This is a genomic window from Paracoccus sp. N5 (genome assembly GCF_000371965.1).
Lineage (GTDB): Bacteria > Pseudomonadota > Alphaproteobacteria > Rhodobacterales > Rhodobacteraceae > Paracoccus.
In genome coordinates, this window is the sequence record NZ_AQUO01000001.1 from 1669123 (window position 1) to 1688776 (window position 19654).

The window sequence follows — 19654 nt, forward strand, 5'->3', positions numbered from 1 at the left end:
TCCCTTGTCCCGGCGCCAGTCTTGCCGGGCGGGCGGGCGCTGGCAAGCCAAAGGCTTTACAGCCTGCGATGCCCGCCGTATCTGTGCGGGGTCATGGCCACGAAATCCGATCCCAACTACAAGATCATCGCCGAGAACCGCCGGGCGCGCTTCGACTATTTCATCGAAAGCGACCTCGAGGTCGGGATCGTGCTGACCGGCTCCGAGGTGAAAAGCCTGCGCACCGGCCAGTCGAACATCGCCGAGAGCTATGCCTCGGTCGAGGAGGGCGAGCTGTGGCTGATCAACGGCTATATCGCCGCCTACAAGCAGGCCGGCGTCTTCGGCCATGAAGAGCGGCGCAAGCGCAAGCTCTTGGTCAGCCGCAAGGAGCTGGCGCGGCTCTGGCAGGCGGTGGGGCGCGAGGGCATGACGCTGGTGCCGCTGGTGATGTATTTCAACGACCGCGGCATGGTGAAGCTGAAGATCGGCGTCGCCAAGGGCAAGAAGAACCACGACAAGCGCGAAACCGACGCGAAACGCGACTGGAACCGGCAGAAGCAGCGCCTGCTGAAACAGGGATAGGCATTGCAGCCCCGCGCGCCTGCGGTTACATCGAAGGCGTTTTTCGCGGGGGAGCCAGGCCGATGTCCCAGACGACCGATTCCGACGATCCCAGGGTGCTGGTCTCGACCGACTGGCTCGCGGCCCATCTGAACGATCCCGACCTGCGCATCATCGACGCGACCTGGTTCCTGGAGCCGGGCCGCGACGCCCGCGCCGAATACATGGAGGCGCATATCCCCGGCGCCCGCTTCTTCGATCTCGACGAGATCGCGGACAAGCGCAGCCAGCTGCCGCATATGGCGCCGCCGCCCGAGATGTTCATCAGCCGCATGCGCGCCATGGGCATCGGCGACGGCCATCAGGTCGTGGTTTATGACAATTCGCCGGTGCGTTCGGCGGCGCGGGTCTGGTGGACCTTCAAGCTAATGGGCAAGCCCGACGTCGCGGTGCTGGACGGCGGCTTTGCCAAGTGGCAGGCCGAGGGCCGCCCGATCGAGGACATGCCGCCGATCCAGCGCGACCGCCACATCACCGTCGCCCGCCAGGCCGGGCTGGTGCGCGACGTGACCCAGGTCGCCGCCGCCAGCAAGCTCGGCAGCCACGAGATCGTCGATGCCCGCAGCGCCGAGCGCTTTCGCGGCGAGGCGCCCGAGCCGCGCCCCGGCCTGCGCGCGGGCCATATCCCCGGCTCGAAAAGCCTGCCCTTCGGCCGGCTCTATAACGCCGACGGCACCCTGAAGGCGCCGGACGCGCTGCGCGCCGAATTCCTGGCCGCCGGGGTCGATCTGTCCAGGCCAGTCATCACCAGCTGCGGCTCGGGGGTGACGGCGGCCTCGCTGTTCCTGGCGCTCGAACGCATCGGGCACCGGGACCATTCGCTTTACGACGGAAGCTGGGCCGAATGGGGCAGCTTCCCGGACCTTAAAATCGCAACCGGAGACGCGTGAATGCTGGGCAATCTGAAACCGCAGGCCCCCGACAAGATCCTGGCCCTGATGGGCGAATTCAAGGCCGATCCCCGCCAGGGCAAGATCGACCTCGGCGTCGGGGTCTACAAGGATGCCAGCGGCCACACCCCGATCATGCGCGCCGTGCTTGCCGCCGAAAAGCGGATGCTGGAAACCGAGACGACGAAAAGCTACGCCGGCCTGTCGGGCGAGCCGGAGTTCCAGAAGGCCATGGGCGGGCTGATCCTGGGCGATCTGCTGAAGCCGGAAACCACCGCGACGCTGGCCACGGTCGGCGGCACCGGCGCGATCCGCCAGGCGCTGGAACTGGCGCGGATGGCGAACCCCGACCTGCGGGTCTTCGTCTCGAACCCGACCTGGCCGAACCATGTCTCGATCATGAATTTCATGGGCGTGCCGGTGCAGGAATACCGCTATTTCGACGCGGCCACCCGCGGCGTCGATTTCGAGGGCATGAAGGCCGACATCTCGGCGGCGAAAAAGGGCGATGTCGTGCTGCTGCACGGCTGCTGCCACAACCCGACCGGCGCCAACCTGACGCTGGAGCAATGGGCCGAGGTCGCCGGGATCCTGGAAAAGACCGGCGCGATGCCGCTGATCGACCTGGCCTATCAGGGCTTCGGCGACGGGCTGGAAGAGGACGCGGCCGGCACCCGGCTGATCGCCTCGCGCATCCCCGAGGTGCTGATCGCCGCCTCCTGCAGCAAGAACTTCGGCATCTACCGCGAGCGCACCGGCTGCCTGCTGGCGCTTTGCTCTGACGCGGCGACGCGCGAGCTGGCCCAGGGCGCCATGGCGTTCCTGAACCGGCAGACCTATTCCTTCCCGCCCTTCCACGGCGCCAAGATCGTCTCGACCGTGCTCAACACGCCCGAGCTGCGCGCCGACTGGATGGCCGAACTGGAAGCCGTGCGCGGCGGCATGCTGCAACTGCGCGAGCAACTCGCCGGCGAATTGCGCGACCTGTCGGGCTCGGACCGCTTCGACTTCGTGGCCCGGCACCGCGGCATGTTCTCGCGCCTCGGCGCCACGCCCGAGCAGGTGAAGCGGGTCAAGGAAGAGTTCGGCATCTACATGGTCGGCGATTCCCGCATCAACATCGCCGGGCTGAACCAGGCCACCATCCCGGTCCTGGCCCGCGCCATCATCGAAGCCGGCGTCTGATCCTGGCGCGGCCGCCGGCCCGGTCCGGCGGTCCGCCACGGGCCGGCAGCGTGCGCATCATGACCAAGCTTGAAGCCGATTTCTGGATCGACCAGCTGGGCAAGAGCTTCCTCACCGGCTTTCAATGGATCAGCAGGCGCGATGCCGAAGCGCCGGTCGCCGAGCTTGCCATCGAATGGGCCGAGCTGATCGCCAGCGCCCTCAATGACGTGCGGCTGACCGCGCCGCCGACCGTCGATGACCGGCAACCGTTCCTGCCCTTCATCAAGACGCACCGGATCGGGACCGAGCTGTTTCACGTCGCGCAAAGCGGCATGCGCGGCGGTCCTCGGCTGGACCTGATCCTGCAGATCTGGTTCGACACCGAACATGCCAGCGGCGGCTTCGGCGTGCCCCTGCTCATGCAGCGGGTGCCCCGCACCGGGGCCATGCCCGAACCGATGTGGCACGAGCTGCGCGAGACGGCGCAAAAGCTGAACGTGGCAACCCCGTCCGGGCGGGTCGTCCTGCTGCGGCGCGGCGTGGACCTCAGCAGCGACCGCCCGTCCGACTATGATGCCCACCCGGTGGTGATGAACAGCTTCACCCTGGCCAGCACCCGCTCGCCGCCGCATCCGGTCTATGGCCGCCGCCTGGACCAGACCTGCCACGACCTTGCCTCGGGCTGGATCGGCGACCCGGCGCTGTCGGGCCGCGAAAGCTCGCCGGTCTTCGACGAGATCCTCGGCAATTTCCACGTCGGCCGGGTGCTGCGCATCGCCATCCGGCAAGAGGGCGACTGAACGATCCCGGCCTTCTTTGCTTCAGAAATACCCCGGGGTCCGGGGCAGAGCCCCGGTCCTGCGCCTATCGCTTCAGCTTGCGCTCGATATAGTCGCGCAGCTCCTCGATCTCCGTCGCGCTTTCGCGCAGCTCGCCCTGGACGGCAAGCAACTCGGCCTCGACCCCCGACAGTTTCGCCACCAGTTCGGCCTCGCGTTCTTCCAGCTCGGCCACGGCGCGGTCGCGGGCCTCCTCGGCCTCGTGCAATTGCTGGGCCATGCTTTCCAGCTCGCCCATCTCGGCGCGGGTGACGCGGGACAGGCGGTGGATCAGCCAGCTGGCGAACCAGCCCAGCAGGAAGGCGGCGAACAGGATGATCGCGGTGGCGACGATGAATTCGGTGCGGTTCATGCAGGCTCGGGCGCTGGGGTTGCGGAAAGGGTGGGTGCGGGGTCAGGGCGTCGCAGGACGCGGCTGCGGGCGGTCGGGCTCAACCACCGTGGCGGCGGGCATGGTGGCGGTTTCGGTCGCGGCCTCGACCAGCAGCCCGGCCAAGGGCCGGGTGGCGGCCAGTTCGGGCGCGACGGGCGGCGGCAGCAGATCGCCCGCGGGCCGGGTCGCCGCCTGGATCGCCAGCTGGTCGGGCAGCACGGTGGCCGCCGCGGGCAGGGCGCCGGCCTCGACCGGGGCCACCGGCGCCACCGCCAGCGCGGCGGGCTCGGTCGCGGCCTGCAAGGCCAAGGCCGGATCGGTCGGCACGCCAAGCGCCGGGCCGATGGCGGCGCTGGCCGCGCGCAGGGCGGCGGCCTCGGCGCGGGCGGCGACCGCCTCGGGCGGCTCGGTCACGCCCTTGACCAGCGCGGCGGGGGCGGGCGCCTCGACCATGACCGGCTCATCCGCCAGCAGGGTGAATTCGATGCGCCGGTTCGCCTCGCGCCCGGCATCGGTGTCGTTCTCGGCGATGGGCCGGCTTTCGCCATAGCCGCGCGCCGTCAGGTTCGCGGTGTCGATGCCGGCCTCGGTCATCGCGGTCAGCACCGCCTGGGCGCGCGAGCGCGACAGCTCGGCGTTGAACCCCTCGGAGCCCTGGGAATCGGTGTGCCCGCCCAGCTCGATGCGGAAATCGCCGCAAAGCGTCATGGTCTCGGCCAGCCGGGCCAGGGTCGGGCCGGGGTCGCCGGCGATCACCGACTTGTTCGGCTCGAAGCCGATCTCGGATTCCCGCATCGCCGCGTTCAGCCGGTCCACGCATTCCGGCCCCGAGGGCAGGCCCAGAAGCGGATCCATGCGCTTGTCGTAGCGGATCGCCAGCTCATAGCGCGCGCCTGGCCCCAAGCGCTGCGCCAGCCGCGCCGCCACCATGTCCGAGGCGGTCTGGTTTCCCGAAACCCCGCTGATCCGCACCAGGTCGGGCGTCACCGTCGCCGTGCCGCGTTCCAGCCCGGTCATGGCCTCGATGGCGGCGATGGCGCGCAGGGTCCAGCCGCCCGGCACGGAATCGTCGCTGCGCAGCGCACTGTCGACATGGTCGAAACGGGCGCGGGCCATGCTTTCCACCGCCTCGCGCATGCGGTCGTCGGTGATGCGCCCGCGCAGCGAGACACTGTCGTGATCGAGCACCGCGACGAATTCGGCCGGCCCCTGCGCCGCCGCATCGGGCTTTTCATGCTGCGCGGTCAGGTTGAACCCGGCGGGCAGCGCCGCCTGCAACCGGCCGGCGGCCTCGTCGAAGCGATCCGCCGGCACCTCGGCGGGCGCAAAGAGCGCGAGTTCGGTATCCGAGATCGTGACCGCCCCCGCGCCCAGGCTCTTGACCGCCGCGATGGCCGGCACGGCCGCATCGGCCCAGCGGGGCGAGGGCGCGCCCAGCCCCAGCGTGCATTGCGGCTGGCCCGTTGCCCCGGCCTCGCGCCCGGCGGCCAGGATGCGGTCGCGCGCCGCCTCGGTATCGGCGGCGCAGGCGTCGAAGCGCGCGCCGCTGTCGTCCTTGACGAAGCGCAGGGTAAAGGGCGCGATCACCGGGCGCGGCGCCGTGATCTCGGCTGCCAGCTTGACCGAGGCCGGCCGGGCGCGATTCAGCGCCGCCTGCAGATCGACCTTTTCGCGCGGGCTGTCGGTCACCGCGCGGACCGAGACCGCGCCTGCCGCGATCGAGACCTTGGCGCGTTTTGCCAGCTGCGCGGCCTTCAGGCCAAAGGCAAAGGCCTCGTCCCAGCCCTCGGGCTCGGGATAGTCGGCGCTTTCCATCAGGTCCGAGATCTGCGCCGCGCCGGTCTGCCGCTTCAGGCGTTCCACCAGCGCCTTGCGATCGACGCCGGCCGGGACCAGGCCGATGATCGAGATGCCCTCGTCATTGCGCAGAAGCTCGATCTCGAAGGCCGGGGTGGCCAGCGCGGCGGCGGCGGCGACCTGCATGTCGTCCACGACCCGGCCGGCGCCGACCAGGGTTTCCGCCTGGGCGCGGGCGCGAAAGCGCTGCACCTCGTCGGGCGCGATGCCGCCCAGCTGCACCTGCAAGCCGTCCGTCTTGACCGTCACCCAGTCCTGGCCCGCCAGCGCGGCCGAGACATCGCGCATCGCGCGGCTTTCGATGAAATCGGCGGCGGCGGTGGCGCCCCAGAAGGACAGGCCGCCGGCGGCGACCAGTGCGAGCAGACTCGCGACGACGACCGGGCCGCGACGCGCGCCAGGGCGTTTGGGATTGGCCATCAGGGGAACCCTCGGGCTGTTTCCGACCCGCCGCATGTAAACCCTGCGCGCCGGTTTCGCAATCAGACCAGCCCGGCCAGGGCAAGAAACAGCGCAACGATCAACCCGGCGTCGCGGTTCGACCGGAACAGCCGCAGGCAGCCGGCCGGGTCGCGAATGTCCAGCGCGCGCAGCTGCCAGGCCAGATGCCCGGCAAAGCCGGCGACTCCTAGCAGGCCCAGCGTCAGGCCCAGCCCCTGGGGCGTCGTCGCCATGACCGCCAGCCCCAGCAGCAGCACCGCGGCGGTGCCGAAGCCCGCCAGCCAGCGATGCGTGTCCTGCCCGAACAGCCGGGCGGTGGACTTGACGCCGATCAGCGCGTCGTCCTCGGTGTCCTGGTGGGCATAGATGGTGTCGTAGAAGATCGTCCAGGCGATGCCCGCCAGCCAGGCCAGCAGCGGCGCCGGCGCCAGATTCCCGGTATGCGCGGCCCAGGCCAGCAGCACACCCCAGTTGAAGGCCAGCCCCAGAAAGACCTGCGGCCACCAGGTGAAGCGCTTGGCAAAGGGATAGATCGCGACCAGCGCCAGCGAGGCGACGCCCAGCAGGATAGCCGCCTTGCCCAGCGTCAGCAGGATGACGAAGCCCGCCAGCGCCTGCGCCGCCAGCCAGACCAGCGCGCCCTTGACCGTGACCTGTCCCGAGGGGATCGGCCGCGACCGCGTCCGCGCCACGCGGGCGTCGATGTCGCGGTCGGTGATGTCGTTCCAGGTGCAGCCGGCGCCGCGCATCAGCATGGCGCCCAGCCCGCAGGCGACGGCGATCCACAGGTCGCGCCACTCCGGCTGGCCTGCGATCATCGCCAGGCCGATGCCCCACCAGCAGGGCAGCAGCAAGAGCCAGGTACCGATGGGCCGGTCGGCGCGGGACATGCGCAGCCAGGGCCGCCAGCCCGGCGGGGCGTGGCGGTCCACCCAGTTGTCGGGCGGTGCGTCCGCGACCATGCGCGGGCCCTCTGGCGTCGGATCCTCGGTCTGCATATTCTGCGCCCCATCATGGCGAAAATCAGACTGTTCATAGAGCACCCGCTGGCCGAGGGACAAGGCATCGCGCTGAATGCCGACCAGGCGCATTACCTGTCCTCGGTCATGCGGCAGGGGCCGGGGGACGAAATCCTGGTCTTCAACGGCCGCGACGGCGAGTGGCTGGCGCGCATCGAGCGGCTGGCCAAGCGGGGCGGCGACCTGCTGGCCGAGCGCCGGACCGCGCCGCAGCTGGACCCGCCGGACCTGTGGCTGGTCTTTGCGCCGATCAAGAAGGCCCGCACCGATTTCATCGTCGAGAAGGCGGCCGAGATGGGTGCCGCCCGCATCCTGCCGGTGCAGACCGAGCACACCAATTCCGAGCGCATCCGCCAGGACCGCCTGCAGGCCCATGCCGTCGAGGCCGCCGAGCAATGCGGCGGCACCTTCGTCCCCGAGGTCTGCGACTTGCAACCGCTGGCGCGGCTTCTGGACGGTTGGGACGCGGCGCGGCGCATCCTCTGGGCCGACGAGGCGCTGGCCGGTCCGGCGCAGCTGCTCTCGGGCCTGCCGCGCGGGCCTTGGGCGATTCTCATCGGGCCCGAGGGCGGCTGGTCCGAATCGGAGCGGCGCCGGCTTTCGGCCATGGATTGCGTCACGCGCATCGCCCTCGGCCCCAGAATCCTGCGCGCCGACACCGCTGCCGTTGCGTCACTTGCGCTGTGGCAGGCGGCTTTGGGCGACTGGCGCTAGGGCTTCACCCGCGTTTCGCGCAAGGTTCCACCGTTGGCCGGCCTTTCTGCGGGAGGATCTTGCGGGTCGCCTGCGAAATTTACCCCTTCGTCACAAAAATTAAGAAAAAACGGTCGCTTATGCAGTCGCTGCATAGCGGCAATGCCGGTTTGGCCGTGGTTTTGCGACTTTGCCCGATCTATATGCTTGTGCATCAACGAAGCGCCCGATGAGCGGGCAATGATCTCAAGGTGAAAAACTATGTCGGCGATTGACACGAACCGCGTCCATGGCGGGGCGGTCTCCTTCGGTATTGGCTCGAAACTCCTGTCCGCCTTCGCGGCCTGGAACGACGCTCGCGTGACGAAGAACGCGCTGAGCCGTCTTTCGGATCGCGAGCTGGACGATATCGGTCTGTGCCGCGGCGATATCGATCTGATCTCGCGCGCCCGCTAAGCAGCGGTAGAAGACGCGACCGGACCGGCGGCTTGGCCCGCGGACGGTTCCCCCGGCCCGGGCAGGGCAAGACGCTCAGGCGGCCCGCAAGGCCGCCTTTCGTATTTTCCGGGCCAGGATGCGGGGCTCAGCCCCGCCGCATCACCAGCGTGGACCAGTCGCCGAAATCGTCGCGACGCTCCAGCACCAGCCCGCCCTTGGCATAGGCCTCGATGACCTCCTGGGCCTGGGTGGTCAGGATGCCCGACAGGATCGCCCGGCCGCCATGCGCGACATAGCGCGCCATGTCCGGCACCAGGTCGATCAGCGGCTGTTTCAGGATATTGGCGAAGACCAGGTCGAAGGGCGCCGCCCGCTCGATCAGCGGATGGTCGAAGCCGACCGCCTCGACGCATTCCACCCGGCCGTCCAGCCCGTTGGCGATGACATTGGCGCGGGCCACGTCCACCGCCTGCGGGTCGATGTCGCCGGCCAGAACGATGACCGGGAACACCCGCGCCGCCGCCATGGCCAGCACGGCGGTGCCGCAGCCGATATCGACGATGCGCTCGGGCGCCGCGCCCTCGGCCACCAGCCGGTCCAGCGCCAGCAGGCAGCCCTTGGTGGTGGCGTGATGGCCGGTGCCGAAAGCCATGGCGGCCTCGATCAGCAGGGCCTCGGCGCCCTCGGGCACGCTCTCGGCGTCATGGCTGCCATGGACGAAGAAGCGCCCGGCCTCGACCGGCGCCAGCTCGCGCTTGACATGCGCGACCCAGTCCACCTCGGGCAGTTCCGAGACGGTGAAGGGCGCCGCGCCCCAGGCCGCGGCCAGGAGCGCCAGCGCCACGTCGTCGGGGGCCTCGGTGAAATACAGCCCGACTTCCCAGCGGTCGCTGCCGTCCTCGATCTCGAAGACGCCGGTGCCGACGGGTTCGGGGGTCAGGTCCTCGCCGGCCTCGGCCAGAGCCTCGGCCGCCTCGCGGCCTTTGGTATGGGTCAGCGCGGTCCAGGTCGCCATTCAGAGATCCTCGGCAATATCGGTCAGCGGTGCTTTGACACCCGTGCCGCGCAATCCGCAATAGCCCTCGGGATGGCGGTCCAGATATTGCTGGTGATCCTCATGCGCCGGCCAGAAGCGGGCGGCGGGCAGGATCTGCGTGGTGACGTCGGGAAAACCCTGCACGGCCAGGCGGTTGCTGTAATCCGCCTTGCTGAGCTCTGCTGCCGCCCGCTGGCTGTCGGTGAAATACATGATGACCGAGCGATACTGGTCGCCCAGGTCGTTGCCCTGGCGGTCGCCCTGGGTCGGGTCGTGGTTTTCCCAGAACAGCTGCAACAGCCGCTCATAGCTGATGCGCGAGCTGTCATAGACCAGCCGCACCACCTCGGCATGGCCGGTCTGGCCGGCGCAGACCTGCTCATAACTCGGGTTCTCGGCGCGGCCGCCGGCAAAGCCGACCTCGGTCAGCCAGACGCCCTCCTGCTGCCAGAACAGGCGCTCGACGCCCCAATAGCAGCCCATGCCGAAGATCGCCTGGTCGAAGCCGCGGGGCGGTTCGGCATCCAGCGGCCGGTCGAATATGCGGTGCAGCGGGGCGGTCATGGTCGCGTCCTTTCGAAAGCTGTTGTGGCACATCTAGGTGCCGCCCTAGTCTGGCGCAACGCCGCAGGCAGCCCGCCGGTTCGGCAGAACGGAGCGCAACCATGCGGAAAGGCCCGCGAAACCTGATCACCGATGTCGCCGGATTGCGCGTCGGCAACGCGCGCGACGACCGGCTGCGTTCCGGCACGACGGTGCTGCTGGGCGATGCGCCGCTGGCTTGCGGCGTCAATGTCATGGGCGGCGCCCCCGGCACGCGCGAGACGGAGCTGCTGGCCCCCGACAAGCTGGTGCCGGGCGTCGATGCGCTGGTGCTGTCGGGCGGCTCGGCCTTTGGCCTTGCGGCCTGCGACGGGGTGTCGGACGGGCTGCGGGCGCTGGGGCGCGGCTTTGCCGTCGGGCCGGTGCAGGTGCCGATCGTGCCGGGCGCCATCGTCTTCGACCTCTTGAACGGCGGCGACAAGGACTGGGACGCCAACCCCTATCCCGCCCTCGGCCGCGCGGCATTGCAGGCGGCCGAGGCGGATTTTGCGCTGGGCAGCGAGGGGGCCGGCACCGGCGCGATGACGCATCGCTGGAAGGGCGGGCTCGGCTCGGCCTCGGCGGTGCTCGATTCGGGGGTGACGGTGGGGGCGCTGGTGGTGGTGAACGCGATGGGCTCGGTCACGCTGGAGGCCACGCGGCAGTTCTGGGCCGCACCCTGGGAGATCGAGGGCGAATTCGGCGGACTTGGCCTGACCGGGCCTTATCCCACCGCCGAGCCTGCGCCGGCCAAGCGGCTGGGCGAGGCGACGACCATCGCCATCGTGGCGACCGATGCCGCGCTGGACAAGGCCGGGCTGACGCGGCTGGCGACGGCGGCGCAGGACGGCATGGCCCGCGCCATCGTGCCCAGCCACACGCCCTTCGACGGCGATCTGGTCTTTGCGGTCTCGACCGGGGCGCAGCCGCTGCCCGATCCGGCGCTGACGCCGTTCCAGCTGGGCCATGCGGCGGCGGCGGTGCTGGCGCGAGCCATCGCGCGGGCCGTGCACGAGGCGCGGCCGCGGCCGGGCGACCTGCAACCCTGCTGGCGCGTGACCTAGCTTTCGGGCCGGCAGCCGCGGAACTCGACCGCATCCTCGGGGCCGATCAGCGTCAGGCGCAGCGCGGCGGGGTCCAGCGGAAACGGCTTGCCCGAGGCGGCGACGAAATCCGCCTGCGCCACCATGCGCGCCCCGGCGCTGCGGGTTTCGGGGGCGGAAACCCAGATGTCCTTGCCGGCCAGCTCCATCGCCACGTCCTCGGCCATGGCCGATTCCTCGGGGGGCAGGGTGGCGGTGACCTGCATGCCGTCCTTGATCGGCTGGACCCGGCAATCCGGCTGCCGGTCCGAGGCGCGGGGCTGGCGCGCCAGGGCCGCCTCGATCAGCGGATCGGCCGCGTCGCCGGGCGGCGGCGCGGCAAGCGTGACCTGCGCCGGCACGCAGATGTCGAGGCAGAGGCCGAAATCCACCACCACGCGCGGCGTGATCGGCTGGCCGGGCTGCACGGGCGCGATCTCGATCGGCAGGATCAGCCGGTCGTGATAGCCCAGCGTGCGCTCGCCGCCGGACTCGATCACCTCGGGGCGCGGCCACAGCACCCGCACCGGGCCCAGGTTCTGCGAGCCCTGCCAGTCGAAGCGCGGCGGCACGCCGGCGTCGCCGGGGCTGCGCCAATAGGTCTTCCAGCCCGGCTCCAGCTCCAGCCGCAGGGCGGTCATGCGGTGGCCTTCGGGGGTGATCCAGCCGGGCATCAGCTCGGCCGAGACCAGTCCCGGCGGCGGTTCGTCGGCCAGCGCCGGCAGGGCGGTCATCAGCATGAGGGCAAGGAACTTCATGGCCTGCCTTTTAGCGGGCGCGGGGCGCGCTCGTGAAGTCACATTACCGCCAATCCCTTGCGAAACCAGTCCGCAGCGCCGATCTTGGTGGAAAGGCACCTGCGAAAGGAGCGCGGCGGCTCATGGACACGTCCAGCAACCTGACCGGCAAGATGCTGATCGCCATGCCCGGCATGCGCGACCCGCGCTTCGAGCATGCGGTGATCCTGATCTGCGCCCATTCCGAGGACGGCGCCATGGGGCTGGTGCTGAACCGGCCGATGCCCGACGTGGATTTCTCGGACCTGCTGTCGCAGCTGGGCATCGACGCCGGCGTGGACGCGCTGGACATTCCCGTGCGCTTCGGCGGCCCGGTCGAGCCGGGGCGCGGCTTCGTGCTGCATCGCGTGCCGCAGGGCATCCGCATCGAGGAGAACCGCCTGCGCATCTCGGAGGACCTGGCCATGTCCACCACCCGCGACATTCTCGAGGACTACGCCCGCGGCCATGGCCCGCAGCCGGCCGTGCTGGCCCTGGGCTATGCCGGCTGGGGGCCGGGACAGCTGGATTCCGAGATCCTGGCCAATGGCTGGCTGACCTCGGATCGCGGCGACGAGATCATCTTCGGCGCCGACAATGCCGGAAAATGGCGCGCGGCGCTGAAATCACTGGGCATCGACCCCCTGCACCTGTCGCCAAGCGCCGGCCGCGCCTAGAGGCAGCGTTCCAGCAGCGCGCGGGTGTTTTCCGCCGTCATCGCGACCGGGTTGCCGCCGCAGGAGGGATCCTCCAGCGCCATCCCGGTCAGTTCGTCCAGCCGGTCGCGGCCGACGCCCATGGCGGTCAGGTTCGGCGGGATGCCCAGCTCGGCGCGCAGGTCCATGACCCGGGCGCGGAAGCCGTCGAAGCCGTCCGGGATGCCCAGCCAGGCGGCGGCGCGCGCCAGCCGGCCCTCGATGGCCGGGCGGTTGAAGTCCAGCACCATCGGCATCACCACCGCATTGGTGGTGCCGTGATGGCTGCCATAAAGCGCGCCGATGGGGTGGCTCAGCGCATGGATGGCGCCCAGCCCCTTCTGGAAGGCCACGGCGCCCATGGCGGCGGCGCTCATCATCTGCGCCCGCGCCTCCAGGTCGCCGGGGCTGGCATAGGCGCGCGGCAGGTATTCGTTGACCAGCCGCATCCCCTCCAGCGCGATGCCCTGGCTCATCGGGTGGTAATGCGGCGAGGAAAACGCCTCGAGGCAATGGGCAAAGGCGTCCATGCCGGTGCCGGCGGTGATGGCGGGCGGCATGCCGACGGTCAGCTCGGGGTCGCAGATCGTCGCCCTGGGCATCAGCTTCGGGTGGAAGATGATCGTCTTGCGACGGGTTTCGCTGTTGGTCAGCACCCCGGCGCGCCCGACCTCGGAGCCGGTGCCGGCGGTGGTCGGCACCGCGACGATCGGCGCGATGCGGCTGGCGTCGGCGCGGGTCCAGCAGTCGCCCACGTCCTCCAGATCCCAGACCGGGATCGACTGCCCGGCCATCAGCGCGATCATCTTGGCCAGATCCAGCGCCGAGCCGCCGCCAAAGCCGATCACCCCGTCATGGCGGCCGGCGGCATAGGCGGCGATGCCGGCCTGCATGTTCGCCTCGTTCGGGTTCGGATCGACCTCGGAGAACATCGCCCGGCCAAACCCGCCGGCCTCCAGGATCTCCAGCGCGCGGGCGGTGATCGGCAGGCCGGCCAGCGCCCTGTCGGTGACCAGCAGCGGGCGCGCGATGCCGGCCTCCCGGCAATGCTCGGCCAGTTCGGCGATGCGGCCGGCGCCGAAGCGGATCGCGGTCGGATAGGACCAGTTCGCGCGCAGTGTCATCCTTGCCCCTTTTCGCTGCGCCACCGCCTCAGCGGCAGCGGGCCGGATTCACCCCGATGCCGTTCAGGCCCCAGTCGGTCATCTGCGCCACCAACTGCTGGCCGGCGGCGTCGAAGGCCGGGATCAGGTCGGCGGTTTTCGTCGTCGCCGCCTGCGCCGTGGTGGCGAAATGACCGCGCGCCACCACCGTCGCGTCCATTTCGCGCACCAGTTGCGCATCGACGGTCAGCTTGATGACCGCGCCCTTGCCCGCGACCTCGGCGTTGAAGTCCTGCACCTCGGAAATCAGCGCATAGTCCCCCGCCGTGCCCAAGGGCGCGCGGCCGACATGGGTGAAGGCGTCATAGCGGCCAAAGCCGCGCACCAGCAGCGTCTGCAAGGTGGTGGGCACGGTGTCGCCCCAGCGCGCATCGGGCAGATACTGGGTCTGCAACTGGTTCGGGCGGATCATGATGCGGTCGGTGTCCAGCGTGCCGCGCGCCTTGGGCGGCTCGATCACCAGCTCGGCCAGCCGGCCGCGGCCGCAGCTCTGCGGCTGGTCCGAGGGCGGGCGCAGCTCGAAGACGTCGCGGTCCGGCTCGCCTTCCAGCGCCTTCAGCGCCGCGCAGCCGGGCAGGGTCAGGGTCAGCATCAGCAGGGCGGCGGTCAGGCGCATGGCGGCTCCTCAGCGGCGGAATTCGGGGGTCTTGGGCCCCGAGAAGATCTGCGAGGGATTGCGCCGCAGGGCCGAGACCAGCTCGTTCACATTGCCCACCAGCCCGCGCAGATCGCTGGCCATGCGGGTGATTTGCGGCAGCCCCTCGCGGGTGAAAGCCTGCACCGGGGCGCGGGCGCTGTCCAGCATCCCGCGCAGGCTGGCAAAGGCCGCGTCGGCGCTGTCGGCGGCATCGCGCAGCTTGTCCGTGATCTCGGGCAGGTCGGCGACCACGCGGTCGATGGCCTCGTTGGCCTTGCCCAGCGTGACGCGCAGGTCGCCGACCACCGGCTCGATATTGCTGTTCATCACCCGGTCGGCGCTGTCGAAGGCCCGCTCGGCCGAGGCCAGCGTCCGCTGCCCGATCTCCAGCGCCGCGTCGAGCCCGTCGAGGCTTTGGTCCGCGCGATCCGTCAGCCGCGCCAGGTCGGTCTGCAGCGTGGTCGCGGTCTGGTCCAGCCGCTGCGTCAGCCCGCGCAGGTCGCCCGAGACATAGTCGCGCAGCTCGTCCAGCGTCGCGGTGCCGGCGTCCAGCGCCGCATCGGCCTTGCCGGCGGTCTCGTCGAACTTGGCCAGCGCGGTGTCGGCATTGCCGAGCGTCGTCTCGGCAGCGGCGGAAAGCCCGTCCAGCCGCTCGCCGAAGGCCGAGATGTCGGCGGCGGCCGAGGCGATGGATTCGGTCGCCCTGGTCACATCCCCCAGCGCCTTGTCCAGGTTGGCGCTGGAGCGTTCCACGTTGTCCAGGATGTTGCGCACCCGGCGCTGGTTGTCGTCGCCCAGCAGCTGGGTCATCTGCTCGGCCACGGTGTTCAGCCGCGAGATCATCTCGGGGCCCTGGTCCGACAGGGTCTGCAAGGCCGAGCGGTTGGCGGCGATCACCGGGATGCCGTCGGGCTGGGCCTCGCGCAGCAGCGGCGCGTCGGGCGTGCCGGCGGTGATCGCGACATTCGAGACGCCGGTGACGCCCTGGATCTCGATCGAGGCGCGGGAATTGGTGCGCACCGGCGTATCCTCGGCCACCTCGACGCGCACCCGCACGGCGCCGTTGACGCCGTCCGCCAGCTGCATGTCCACGACCTTGCCGACGGAAAGCCCGGCAAAGGCCACCTCGGACGAGATGGCCAGCCCCGAAACCTCGGGGAAATAGATGTCGTAATAGGCGAATTGCCGGTTGATCTGGATCTTGGCGAACCACATCAGGAACAAGAGCAGCCCCAGGAAGCCCGCGATGGTGAAGGCGCCGATCAGGACGTAATTGGCCTTGGTCTCCATGGGCTACTCCTTGCTCCGGCCGGTGGCGATGGCGGCGCGGGCGCGGGGCCCGTGGAAATATTCATGCACCCAAGGATGATCCACCTTCAGCATCTCGGCCATGGTCCCGCTGACCAGCACCCGCTTTTCCGCCAGCACCGCGACGCGGTCGCAACAGGCGTGCAGCGTGTCGAGGTCATGCGTGACCAGAAAGACCGACAGGTTCAGCGCATCGCGCAATTCCACGATCAGCCGGTCGAAGGCATCGGCGCCGATCGGGTCCAGCCCGGCCGTGGGTTCGTCCAGGAACACGATCTCGGGGTCCAGCGCCAGGGCCCGCGCCAGCCCCGCGCGCTTTTTCATCCCCCCCGACAGGTCCGAGGGATATTTGTCATTGGCGTTCCACGGCAGCCCGGCCATCGAGACCTTCAGCTCGGCCAGCCCCGCGCGCGTCTCGGGCGCCAGGCCCGGCACGGCGCGCAAGGGCACCTCGACATTCTCGCGCACGTTCAGCGAGGAAAACAGCGCCCCGGCCTGGAACATCACGCCCCAGCGCCGCTCCAGCGCCTCGCGCGCCGCGCCGTGCAGCGCGGTCACGTCCTGGCCAAAGACCCGGACCGTGCCGGCTGCGGGCGGGTTCAGCCCGACGATGGTGCGCAAGAGCACCGATTTCCCGGTGCCCGATCCGCCGACCACGCCCAGGATCTCGCCCCGCCGCAGGTCCAGGTCCAGCCCGTCATGCACGACATGGCTGCCGAATTGCGTGCGCAGGCCCCGGACCTCGATGACATTGTCGCTCACAACCCGATCTCCGCGAAGAAGACCGAGAACAGCGCATCCGCCACGATCACCGCGAAGATGGCATTCACCACCGCGGTCGAGGTCTGCGCGCCCAGCGATTCCGCGTCCTTGCCGACCTTCATCCCGGCGTGGCAGCCAATGATGCCGATGATGATGGCAAAGACCGGCGCCTTGGACAGGCCGACGATGACATGATCGACGCTGGTTTCCGCGATCAGCCGATAGCGGAACATCGAGGGCGAGATCCCGAGCTCGACCCAGGACATGATCGCGCCGCCGACCAGCCCGGCGACATTGGCGATCAGCCCCAGGATCGGCAGGGTGATGACCAGCGCCAGCACGCGCGGCAGCACCAGCACCATGTCGGGGTCGAGGCCCAGCGTGCGCATGGCGTCGATTTCCTCGTTCATCTTCATCGAGCCGATCGAGGCCGTCAGCGCCGAGGCCGTGCGCCCGGCGACGATGATCGCGGTCAGAAGGATGCCCAGTTCGCGCAGGATCGAGATGGCGATCAGGTCGATGACGAAGATCTCGGCCCCGAACTGGCTGAGCTGCGCCGCGCCCTGAAAGGCCAGCACCACGCCGATCAGAAAGGACATCAGCGCCACGATGGGCACCGCGCGCAGCCCGGTTTCCTGGCAGTGCCAGACCAGCGAGGTCAGGCGGAAATCGCGCGGATGCCGGATGCCGCGCCACAGCGCCGCCAGGAACCGGCCGAGGTATTCCGCAAGCTCGCGCAGAAAGACCAGCGCGCCCGTGATCCAGCGCCCGGTCGCATCCAGCGCGCGGCGCCAGCCGGACTCGGGCGCGGGCGGCGGATCGGGCCGGGGCAGGGCGCCGGTCACGCTTTCAAGAAGCGTCGCCTGCGGCGCGGCCAGCCCATGAAGCGTGGCGCCCGCGGCCGCGCGCCCGGCCAGGTACCAGGCGCCGGCGGTGTCGAGCCGCGTCAGGCCGGACAGCTCCAGCCGCTCCGGCGCCTCGGGCGGCAGCTGCGACAGGGTCCAGACCGTCAGCTCGCCCTCAAGGCGCAGCTGCCCGTCCTGAAGGGTGGCGCGCAGCTGCGGATCGGCGGGAAGGCTGGCCATGGCGGTCCTGATGGGAAGCGTCACCGATTTCATCCGGCGATTGCGGGGCTTTGTCAAATCCGCCGCCGGGGCGGGGCGGCCGCGCCGGGGCGAGAGGTTTCAATTTGCATCGTATTCTCGGGGTCTTGTGCTTGATCGCGATCCTGCCCCGGCCCTAGCCTGGGGGCAAGGCGAACGGGCCTGAACCTCCCCGGGATCGGGTGAACCAGTGCTGCTTTGACGATGATCCCGGGGCATCAGCCCGGCGCCGCCGCGCGCATCATCCGCACCGGCTCGGTCCGGGCCAGGCGCAGCACATGCGCCATATAGGGTTGCTGCAGATCCTCGCTGCGCAGCCCGGCGTAAAGCCGGCGCAGCATGCCCTGCGGCCCCAGCGGCAGCAGCGCCAGTTCGGGGTTGCCGGCCTGGCCGCGCAGCACCCAGTCGGGCATCACCGCCACCCCGCGCCCCGAGGCGATCAGCATCAGCGCGATGGCGGTCTGCTCGACCTGGCGCAGATGCGCCGGCTCGACCCCGGCCGGGTCGAGGAATTGCGAGAACACGTCCAGCCGCGCCCGGTCCATCGGATAGGTGATCAGCGTCTCGCCGGCCAGGTCGGCGGGCTCGGCATAGCCCTTGGCGACCAGCGGGTGACTGGCCCGCACCACCAGCGTCGGCGCATAGTCGAACAGCGGCTGGAAGCTGACGCCCGCGATCTCCTCGGGGTCCGAGGAAATCACCAGGTCCACCTGGCCGCGTTCCAGCGCCGGCAGCGCCTTCAGCGCCAGGCTGGTGCGGATGTCCAGGTCGACCTCGGGCCAGGCGCGGCGGAACTGGTCCAGCACCGGCAAGAGCCAGTCGAAGCAATGATGGCATTCCATCGCCACATGCAGCCGGCCGGCCCGGCCCAGCTCGACGGCGCGGAATTCGGCCTCGGCGGCCTCGATCATCGGCAGCACCTGCTCGGCCGTGCGCAACAGCCGCATCCCGGCGCCGGACAGCCGCAAGGGCTTGGTCTTGCGCAGGAAAAGCTCGACCCCGGCCTGTTCCTCCAGCGCCTTGATCTGGTGCGACAGCGCCGATTGCGTCAGGTTCAGCACCTCGGCCGCGCGGGCAAGTCCGCCCTGTTCATGGATGGCGCGCAGGCTGCGCAGATGGCGAAGTTCCAGGTGCATCTTGAGCGGATCTCATCACGATCTTGAGGATTATGAATTTGTCTCACGTCGCGGCGCGTGTCACAAGTCCTGCGACAAAAGGATAGTGCGATGACGACACCGGCGATCAGTTTCGAATTCTTCCCGCCCCGGACCCTGGAGCAATCCTTCCGGCTGTGGGAGACCGCCCGCGCCCTGGCGCCGCTGGGGCCGGATTTCGTCTCGGTCACCTATGGCGCCGGCGGCACCACCCGGCAGCTGACGCATGAGGCGGTGACGGCGCTGGCCGGCCATTACGGGCTGAACGTCGCCGCGCACCTGACCTGCGTGGACGCGACGCGCGAGGAGACCTTGCAGATCGTCGCCGATTACGCGGCGGCCGGCGTGCACGAGGTCGTCGCCCTGCGCGGCGACGCGCCGCAGGGCCAGGACCGTTTCACCGCCCATCCCGAGGGCTTTGCCAGCTCGGTCGCGCTGATCGAGGCCATCGCCGCGCGCGGCGACATGACCATCCGCTGCGGCGCCTATCCCGAGCCGCATCCCGACAGCAGCGACACCGCCGCCGACGTGGCCTGGCTGAAGCGCAAGGTGGACGCCGGCGCCAGTTCGGCGATCACGCAATTCTTCTTCGACGCCGACACCTTCTTCCGCTTCCGCGACGCCTGCGCGGCGGCCGGCGTCGCGGCGCCGATCATCCCCGGCATCCTGCCGATCCAGAGCTGGGCCGGCACCCGCCGCTTTGCCGAACGCTGCGGCACCTCGGTCCCGCAATGGGCCGAGGAGGCCTTTGCCGCCGCCGGCCCCGAGGGCGAGGCCGCGCTGGCGCTGGATGTCTGCGTCAAGCTGTGCGAATCGCTGGTCGCGGGCGGCGTGGACAAGCTGCATTTCTATACGCTGAACAAGCCCGACCTGGTGCAGAAGGTCTGCGCCGGCCTGGGCATCGCGCCGAAGGCCGAGTTTTCGCGCGTGGCCTGAGCGGCCGGAGCCCCGGTTCAGCATAGCCCGACCGTTCAACGCGGTGTCTCGACCCATCACGCCGGCGCGTCTGGCAATTCATACGCCAGCGAAACCTAGC

21 protein-coding genes are annotated in these 19654 nt (G+C 70.0%); 9 read left to right on the top strand and 12 right to left on the bottom strand.

What is annotated here, in order from left to right:
- Positions 1-93: 93 nt before the first annotated feature.
- The 4 genes from smpB to PARN5_RS0108415 all read left to right on the top strand — a co-directional run bounded on the left by smpB (position 94) and on the right by PARN5_RS0108415 (position 3460).
- The gene (smpB, locus tag PARN5_RS0108400) at positions 94-564 is read left to right on the top strand and encodes an SsrA-binding protein SmpB (RefSeq protein WP_017999331.1); all 471 of its coding nucleotides are present in this window, start codon (positions 94-96) and stop codon (positions 562-564) included.
- A 62-nt stretch (positions 565-626) separates the two neighbouring features.
- Positions 627-1493 carry a 3-mercaptopyruvate sulfurtransferase gene (gene sseA / locus PARN5_RS0108405; RefSeq protein ID WP_017999332.1) on the top strand — a complete coding sequence of 289 codons (867 nt, stop codon included), beginning with the start codon at positions 627-629 and terminating at the stop codon, positions 1491-1493.
- Positions 1494-2678, top strand: a complete 1185-nt coding sequence (locus PARN5_RS0108410) for an amino acid aminotransferase (RefSeq protein ID WP_017999333.1) — start codon at positions 1494-1496, stop codon at positions 2676-2678.
- 59 nt (positions 2679-2737) lie between these two features.
- The gene (locus PARN5_RS0108415) at positions 2738-3460 is read left to right on the top strand and encodes a hypothetical protein (RefSeq protein ID WP_017999334.1); all 723 of its coding nucleotides are present in this window, start codon (positions 2738-2740) and stop codon (positions 3458-3460) included.
- Between the two features lie 64 nt (positions 3461-3524).
- Here the strand turns inward: PARN5_RS0108415 and PARN5_RS0108420 are convergent, their stop codons facing one another.
- The 3 genes from PARN5_RS0108420 to ubiA form a co-directional block, all read right to left on the bottom strand.
- Entirely contained in the window at positions 3525-3851 is a 327-nt protein-coding gene (locus tag PARN5_RS0108420; protein WP_017999335.1) for a hypothetical protein, read from the bottom strand.
- A gap of 42 nt (positions 3852-3893) precedes the next feature.
- Positions 3894-6149: an OmpA family protein gene (locus PARN5_RS21835; protein ID WP_017999336.1), complete on the bottom strand. Its 2256-nt coding sequence runs from the start codon at positions 6147-6149 to the stop codon at positions 3894-3896.
- 62 nt (positions 6150-6211) lie between these two features.
- On the bottom strand, positions 6212-7168 hold the full coding sequence (gene ubiA, locus PARN5_RS0108430; protein ID WP_017999337.1) for a 4-hydroxybenzoate octaprenyltransferase: 957 nt from the start codon (positions 7166-7168) through the stop codon (positions 6212-6214).
- A gap of 15 nt (positions 7169-7183) precedes the next feature.
- On the opposite strand from ubiA, the gene PARN5_RS0108435 reads away from it, so the two are divergent.
- Both PARN5_RS0108435 and PARN5_RS0108440 read left to right on the top strand, forming a co-directional pair.
- Positions 7184-7903, top strand: coding sequence for a 16S rRNA (uracil(1498)-N(3))-methyltransferase (locus PARN5_RS0108435; protein WP_017999338.1), 720 nt, complete (start codon positions 7184-7186; stop codon positions 7901-7903).
- A gap of 240 nt (positions 7904-8143) precedes the next feature.
- Entirely contained in the window at positions 8144-8338 is a 195-nt protein-coding gene (locus tag PARN5_RS0108440) for a DUF1127 domain-containing protein (protein ID WP_017999339.1), read from the top strand.
- A 127-nt stretch (positions 8339-8465) separates the two neighbouring features.
- Here the strand turns inward: PARN5_RS0108440 and PARN5_RS0108445 are convergent, their stop codons facing one another.
- On the bottom strand, positions 8466-9335 hold the full coding sequence (locus PARN5_RS0108445) for a 50S ribosomal protein L11 methyltransferase (RefSeq protein ID WP_017999340.1): 870 nt from the start codon (positions 9333-9335) through the stop codon (positions 8466-8468).
- Positions 9336-9920 carry a peptide-methionine (S)-S-oxide reductase MsrA gene (gene msrA / locus PARN5_RS21840; protein WP_017999341.1) on the bottom strand — a complete coding sequence of 195 codons (585 nt, stop codon included), beginning with the start codon at positions 9918-9920 and terminating at the stop codon, positions 9336-9338.
- Positions 9921-10021: 101 nt separating this feature from the next.
- Here msrA and PARN5_RS0108455 point away from each other — a divergent pair, with 101 nt between their 5' ends.
- The gene (locus PARN5_RS0108455) at positions 10022-11002 is read left to right on the top strand and encodes a P1 family peptidase (protein ID WP_017999342.1); all 981 of its coding nucleotides are present in this window, start codon (positions 10022-10024) and stop codon (positions 11000-11002) included.
- Here the strand turns inward: PARN5_RS0108455 and PARN5_RS0108460 are convergent.
- The gene (locus PARN5_RS0108460; RefSeq protein WP_017999343.1) at positions 10999-11778 is read right to left on the bottom strand and encodes a protein-disulfide reductase DsbD domain-containing protein; all 780 of its coding nucleotides are present in this window, start codon (positions 11776-11778) and stop codon (positions 10999-11001) included. The genes PARN5_RS0108455 and PARN5_RS0108460 overlap by 4 nt on opposite strands.
- A 122-nt stretch (positions 11779-11900) precedes the next feature.
- Between PARN5_RS0108460 and PARN5_RS0108465 the strand changes: the two genes are divergently transcribed.
- Positions 11901-12473 carry a YqgE/AlgH family protein gene (locus PARN5_RS0108465; protein ID WP_017999344.1) on the top strand — a complete coding sequence of 191 codons (573 nt, stop codon included), beginning with the start codon at positions 11901-11903 and terminating at the stop codon, positions 12471-12473.
- On the opposite strand, the gene PARN5_RS0108470 is transcribed toward PARN5_RS0108465, so the two are convergent.
- The 6 genes from PARN5_RS0108470 to PARN5_RS0108495 all read right to left on the bottom strand — a co-directional run bounded on the left by PARN5_RS0108470 (position 12470) and on the right by PARN5_RS0108495 (position 18600).
- Positions 12470-13615: an iron-containing alcohol dehydrogenase gene (locus PARN5_RS0108470; protein WP_017999345.1), complete on the bottom strand. Its 1146-nt coding sequence runs from the start codon at positions 13613-13615 to the stop codon at positions 12470-12472. The two genes, PARN5_RS0108465 and PARN5_RS0108470, sit on opposite strands and share 4 nt — an antisense overlap.
- Positions 13616-13643: 28 nt before the next feature.
- A complete protein-coding gene (locus PARN5_RS0108475; RefSeq protein ID WP_017999346.1) occupies positions 13644-14270 on the bottom strand; it encodes an ABC-type transport auxiliary lipoprotein family protein in 627 nt (208 codons plus the stop codon).
- Between the two features lie 9 nt (positions 14271-14279).
- The gene (locus tag PARN5_RS0108480) at positions 14280-15581 is read right to left on the bottom strand and encodes an MlaD family protein (RefSeq protein ID WP_017999347.1); all 1302 of its coding nucleotides are present in this window, start codon (positions 15579-15581) and stop codon (positions 14280-14282) included.
- Positions 15582-15584: 3 nt separating this feature from the next.
- Positions 15585-16361 (bottom strand): ABC transporter ATP-binding protein, encoded by a 777-nt coding sequence (locus tag PARN5_RS0108485; RefSeq protein ID WP_017999348.1) that lies wholly within the window; start codon positions 16359-16361, stop codon positions 15585-15587.
- Positions 16358-17446 carry an ABC transporter permease gene (locus tag PARN5_RS0108490; RefSeq protein ID WP_051071013.1) on the bottom strand — a complete coding sequence of 363 codons (1089 nt, stop codon included), beginning with the start codon at positions 17444-17446 and terminating at the stop codon, positions 16358-16360. Before PARN5_RS0108490 ends, PARN5_RS0108485 begins: the two co-directional genes overlap by 4 nt.
- Before the next feature lie 236 nt (positions 17447-17682).
- Positions 17683-18600 carry a LysR family transcriptional regulator gene (locus PARN5_RS0108495; protein ID WP_017999350.1) on the bottom strand — a complete coding sequence of 306 codons (918 nt, stop codon included), beginning with the start codon at positions 18598-18600 and terminating at the stop codon, positions 17683-17685.
- Between the two features lie 90 nt (positions 18601-18690).
- Here PARN5_RS0108495 and metF point away from each other — a divergent pair, with 90 nt between their 5' ends.
- Entirely contained in the window at positions 18691-19554 is an 864-nt protein-coding gene (gene metF, locus PARN5_RS0108500) for a methylenetetrahydrofolate reductase [NAD(P)H] (RefSeq protein ID WP_017999351.1), read from the top strand.
- Positions 19555-19654: the final 100 nt, after the last annotated feature.